General features: G+C 69.5%; 4 protein-coding genes and 1 pseudogene. 1 reads left to right on the top strand and 4 read right to left on the bottom strand.

Annotated elements, in window-relative coordinates; all coding sequences use genetic code 11:
- The 4 genes and pseudogenes from J1C73_RS18495 to J1C73_RS18480 all read right to left on the bottom strand — a co-directional run.
- Nucleotides 1–441 (bottom strand): annotated as a pseudogene (locus J1C73_RS18495) (TerD family protein); the annotation flags it as partial.
- Between the two features lie 254 nt (nucleotides 442–695).
- Nucleotides 696–1,274: a TerD family protein gene (locus J1C73_RS18490; protein ID WP_123469311.1), complete on the bottom strand. Its 579-nt coding sequence runs from the start codon at nucleotides 1,272–1,274 to the stop codon at nucleotides 696–698.
- A gap of 131 nt (nucleotides 1,275–1,405) precedes the next feature.
- A complete protein-coding gene (gene uvrB, locus J1C73_RS18485; protein WP_123469313.1) occupies nucleotides 1,406–3,523 on the bottom strand; it encodes an excinuclease ABC subunit UvrB in 2,118 nt (705 codons plus the stop codon).
- Between the two features lie 39 nt (nucleotides 3,524–3,562).
- Nucleotides 3,563–4,438, bottom strand: a complete 876-nt coding sequence (locus J1C73_RS18480; RefSeq protein ID WP_207317377.1) for an MHYT domain-containing protein — start codon at nucleotides 4,436–4,438, stop codon at nucleotides 3,563–3,565.
- A gap of 210 nt (nucleotides 4,439–4,648) precedes the next feature.
- Here J1C73_RS18480 and J1C73_RS18475 point away from each other — a divergent pair.
- Nucleotides 4,649–5,161, top strand: a 513-nt coding sequence (locus J1C73_RS18475; RefSeq protein WP_307797725.1) for a glycerophosphodiester phosphodiesterase family protein, incomplete at its 3' end; no start/stop codon positions are given.

Here is a 5,161-nt window from a genome sequence, read left to right as displayed (position 1 = left end):
GAGTCCGCGGTCGCCGCCCTGGGGCTCTACCGCCGGCAGGGCGGCGACCGCGGACTCGGTGTCCAGGCCGGTCAGGGTGAAGGTGGCGATCTCGTCGCCGTCGAGTCCGGTGACGGCGACGAAGGGCGCGGCCACGGCTCCGAAGCTCGTCGGGCCGCCCGCCTCCAGTGGCAGGGCCAGCAGCACCGTGACCCGGTGCACCCCGTCGGGCAGGGCGTCGAGGTCGACGGCGAGCCGGTGGTCGGCCGCGGCCTGCCTGGACACTTCGAGCCCCGGCAGTTGCGGCGAGCCGGGGTGGGCGACCCGCTCGACGCCGTGCACGGTGCCGTGCTCGTCGCCGAGCGTGGCCCCGGCCACGACGGGCGCACCTGCCGATATCCGGATCTCCAGACGGGTCTGGGGCAAGGTGTGGTTCTGCCCCCGGACCAGCTCGGCCGTCATTGCCCTGTCCCCTCGACGAGTTGCTGCCGCGCGGCGCGGTGCCGCGTGCGGTGCGGCACCGCCCGGTGCCATGTCGTGCGTACTGCATGTCGTGCGTACTGCCATGCCGTGCGTACTGCCATGCCGTGCGTACCGCAGGGTCGTGCCTGCCGCCGGTCGTGCGTACTGCCGGGGCCCCGATGCGGTGCAGCTCCCGGCGGCCGATGCCTCCGGGAGCTGCGCGTACCGATACGGACCGGCTGGTCCGGCTCTGCCTACAGGTGCGGCAGGATCGCCGGCATGAGGTCCTGGAAGGTGCGGCCGTTGGCCGGGGTGCCGATGGCGGTCATCTGCCACCCGTTCCCCGCACGGTGCACCTTCGCCATGATCTGGGCGGTGTACTGCCCGCCGCCGTCCAGCGTGTAGCGCGCGAGCTCCTGGCCGTTGGTCTCGTCGACGATGCGGCAGAAGGCGTTCTGTACCTCCTGGAACGTCTGGCCGGTGAAGGAGTTCACCGTGAAGACGATCTGGTCGATGTGGACCGGCACCCGCTGGAGGTCGACCAGGATGGCCTCGTCGTCGCCGCCCGAACCGGCGCCGCCGACCAGGTTGTCCCCGGTGTGCTTGACCGAGCCGTCGTCGCTGACGAGGTGCCGGAAGAAGACGACGTCGACCGGCTGCTTGTCGGCGAACAGGACCGCCGAGGCGTCCAGGTCGATCTCCCGGGTGCGCGAACCGAACAGACCGCGACGCGGCGCCGCCTGCCAGCCGAGCCCCATCCGAACCGCGGTCAGGGTCCCCCCGTCGCTCTTCTGCAGGCTGATGGCCTGGCCCTTGGTCATATTGACCGTCACGCGCTGTCCCCTCTCCGCTTTCCCCGCAAACCGTCCTTGCGCGGATTCCAGCACCCTACGCAGTCGCGCCACCGGCGCATCGGGTCCGGGCCGTTTTGTGTCGGTCTTGCAACACACCCCGCACCACGGGGTCAGGCCAGGCCCGCCTCCCGCATCTGGCGCAACTCCTTCTTCAACTCCCCCACCTCGTCCCGCAGTCGGGCGGCCACCTCGAACTGCAGGTCCGCGGCGGCCGCACGCATCCGGTCGGTCATCTCCTCGATGATCCCGGCGAGCTCGGTGGCCGGGCGGTCGGTGACCACCGCCCCGTCCCTCTTGGCCTTCGCGGAACCGGCCTTGATACCCAGCGTGGGCACGGCCGCCTTGGTGCCCTTCGCCTGGCGGTATCCGGTGCCCAGCAGCTGCTCGGTGTCGACCTCCTCGCGGGCGATCGTCGCGACGATGTCGTTGATCTTCTTGCGCAGCGGCTGCGGGTCGAGCCCGCGCTCGGTGTTGTAGGCGATCTGCTTCTCGCGGCGCCGGTTGGTCTCGTCGATGGCCTGCGCCATCGCCGGGGTGATCTTGTCCGCGTACATATGGACCTGCCCGGACACGTTGCGAGCCGCGCGCCCGATGGTCTGGATCAGCGAGGTGCCCGAGCGCAGGAAGCCCTGCTTGTCGGCGTCGAGGATCGCCACGAGCGACACCTCGGGCAGGTCGAGGCCCTCGCGCAGGAGGTTGATGCCGACCAGGACGTCGTACTCGCCCGAGCGCAGTTCGCGCAGCAGCTCGATGCGGCGCAGGGTGTCGACGTCGCTGTGCAGGTAGCGGACCTGGATGCCGAGCTCCAGGAAGTAGTCGGTGAGGTCCTCCGACATCTTCTTGGTGAGGGTGGTGACCAGGACCCGCTCGTCCTTCTCGGTGCGCTTGCGGATCTCGTGCACCAGGTCGTCGATCTGGCCCTCGGTGGGCTTGACGACGATCTCCGGGTCGACGAGGCCGGTGGGGCGGATGATCTGCTCCACGAAGCCGTCGCCCCGGGAGAGCTCGTACTTGCCGGGGGTGGCGGAGAGGTAGACCGTCTGGTTGATCCGGCCGAGGAACTCCTCCCACTTCAGCGGGCGGTTGTCCAGGGCGGACGGCAGCCGGAAGCCGTGGTCGACGAGGGTCCGCTTGCGGGAGGCGTCGCCCTCGTACATCGCGCCGATCTGCGGCACGGTGACATGCGATTCGTCGAGCACGAGGAGGAAGTCCTCGGGGAAGTAGTCGAGGAGGGTGTTGGGCGCGGTGCCGGGGGTGCGGTCGTCGAAGTGCATCGAGTAGTTCTCGACACCTGAGCAGGTGCCGATCTGGCGCAGCATCTCGATGTCGTACGTGGTGCGCATCCGCAGCCGCTGGGCCTCCAGCATCTTGCCCTGCTTCTCCAGCTCGGCCAGCCGCTGCTCCAGCTCGCTCTCGATGCCGCCGACGGCCTTCTCCAGGCGCTCCGGTCCCGCCACGTAGTGGCTGGCGGGGAAGACGTGGAGGGACTGGTCCTCGCTGATGACCTCGCCGGTGAGCGGGTGGAGGGTGGAGAGCGCCTCGATCTCGTCACCGAACATCTCGATGCGGACGGCGAGCTCCTCGTAGACCGGGAAGATCTCGATGGTGTCGCCCCGCACCCGGAAGGTGCCGCGGGCGAACGCCAGGTCGTTGCGGCTGTACTGGATCTCGACGAAGCGGCGCAGCAGCTGGTCGCGGTCGATCTCGTCGCCCACCTTGAGCTGGACCATCCGGTCCACGTACTCCTGCGGTGTGCCGAGTCCGTAGATGCAGGAGACGGAGGCGACCACGATGACGTCACGCCGGGTGAGCAGGGAGTTCGTCGCGGAGTGGCGCAGCCGCTCGACCTCCTCGTTGATCGAGGAGTCCTTCTCGATGTAGGTGTCCGACTGCGGGACGTACGCCTCGGGCTGGTAGTAGTCGTAGTACGAGACGAAGTACTCGACGGCGTTGTTGGGCAGGAGCTCGCGGAACTCGTTGGCCAGCTGGGCGGCGAGGGTCTTGTTCGGCGCCATCACCAGGGTGGGGCGCTGCAGCTTCTCGATCATCCAGGCGGTGGTCGCCGACTTTCCGGTGCCGGTCGCGCCGAGGAGCACGACATCCTTCTCACCTGCCCTGACGCGCCGCTCCAGCTCGGCGATGGCCGTCGGCTGGTCGCCGCTGGGCTGGTAGGGACTGACGACCTCGAAAGGCGCCACCGAACGTTCGATCTTCGAAACGGGCCGCATGCATCCACCGTACGACCCCCCACTGACAACGGGGCCGGGTCAGCGGTCGTGGTGCTCCACGGGGTCGCGCCGCTGCGAGTGGAAGGACGCCGGGTCGGCGTGCGTGCCGAACCGGGGTACCTGGCGCTGGGCGGGGATACCGAGGGCCCGTCCGGCCGCGGCGTCATCCCAGTCCGGGGTGCCCATCACCACCAGCGGGTCGAACATCACGACGACCCCGGCGAGCAGCAGGAAGCAGGCCGGGCCGATCAGCATGGGCACGAGGAGGCCGGTCGGGGCGTCGCCGGTGGTGGTGCCGGTGAGCGTGGCGGGGTGCAGGTGGACCCGGAGCGCCGCCATGCCCGTGTAGTGCATTCCGCTGACCGCGACGCCCATCACGACGGCGGCACCGAGGCTGGGCAGGAAGCCGTGGATCGAGACGGCGGCCCAGAGCGCGGCGGTCGAGGCCACCACGGCGATGACCACGGAGAGCGTCACGGTGATCGTGTCGTACTCGAACTGCCCATCAAGTCGCATACCGGTCATGCCGAGGTAATGCATGGTGGCCACGCCGAGTCCGGTGATCGTGCCGCCCGTCACCAGTGCCATCGGGGTGGCGCCCCGGTACCCGACAAGGAAGATCCCGACACCGACCATGACGATCGCGACGGCGAGGCTGGCGAACGTGACCGGCTTGTCGTAGCCGATCGGTACCTCCTCGACGGAGAAACCCGTCATCGCGATGAAGTGCATCGTCCAGATGCCCGAGCCTATGGAGCTCGCGCCGAGAGCTAGCCAGCCGGCCTTGAAGGAGCGTTCCGTGCGCAGGGACCGGGTGGTGCAGCGCAGCCCCAGTGCGGCGCCGAGGCAGGCCATGAGGAACGCCGCGACGGGGGTCACCGCCCCATAGCTGAAACCGTCGATTGTGCCCTGCATACACACGCCCTTCGCAGAAGCCCGGGTGCGGACGACCCTAAGGCGCGAGGCCCGGCAAACAAACAGAAGAACTGCATTTTATCGACAGCGGCACCGGCCCATGACGCGGTCCCCGGGGTGCGTTCACATGGCGGCCATCCCTCGCCTGTCCCTTGTTCGGCGGCGGCTGCGAGCCTCGGGCCGTCCGCAACTCTGACGCAAGGAGTCAACGTGTACGCAGGCACCGCAACTGCCTCCGTCGCTGCCGCCGCACTGCTGGGCGCCGGCACGTTCCTGATGTCGAACACCGGTGCACCGGTCACGGACACCACCGCGGCCGGACACACCGTGACGGCGACCCGCTCCGTCACCGCCCGGCACGCGACACCGGCCACCGGTACCGGAGTCCGGACGGCGAGCGGCCTCGCCCCGGCCCGGACCGGCGCCCCGCTCGTCATCTCCCACCGGGGCGCGTCGGCCTACGCCCCCGAGAACACCCTCGCGGCCGTGGACAAGGCCGCCGAACTCGGCTTCGACTGGGTGGAGAACGACATCCAGTTCACCAGGGACGGCGTGCTCGTCGTCATCCACGACACCGATCTGAAGCGGACCACCGATGCCGAGGAGGTCTTCCCGGGCCGCGCACCGTGGGCGGTCAAGGACTTCACGGCCGCCGAGATCGCCCGGCTGGACGCGGGCAGCTGGTTCGGGGCGCGGTACGCCGGTACCCGGGTACCCACCCTC

The sequence above is a fragment of the Streptomyces laculatispora genome, assembly GCF_017353455.1.
Taxonomy (GTDB): Bacteria; Actinomycetota; Actinomycetes; order Streptomycetales; family Streptomycetaceae; genus Streptomyces; species Streptomyces laculatispora.
The sequence above is the reverse complement of the archived record's forward strand: the minus strand, read 5'-3'. Positions and strand labels throughout refer to the sequence as shown.

Excerpts from the sequence above, each read along its gene's own strand:
- uvrB (WP_123469313.1), bottom strand. The coding sequence starts at position 3,523 with ATGCGGCCCGTTTCGAAGATCGAACGTTCGGTGGCGCCTTTCGAGGTC.
- J1C73_RS18480 (WP_207317377.1), bottom strand. The coding sequence starts at position 4,438 with ATGCAGGGCACAATCGACGGTTTCAGCTATGGGGCGGTGACCCCCGTC.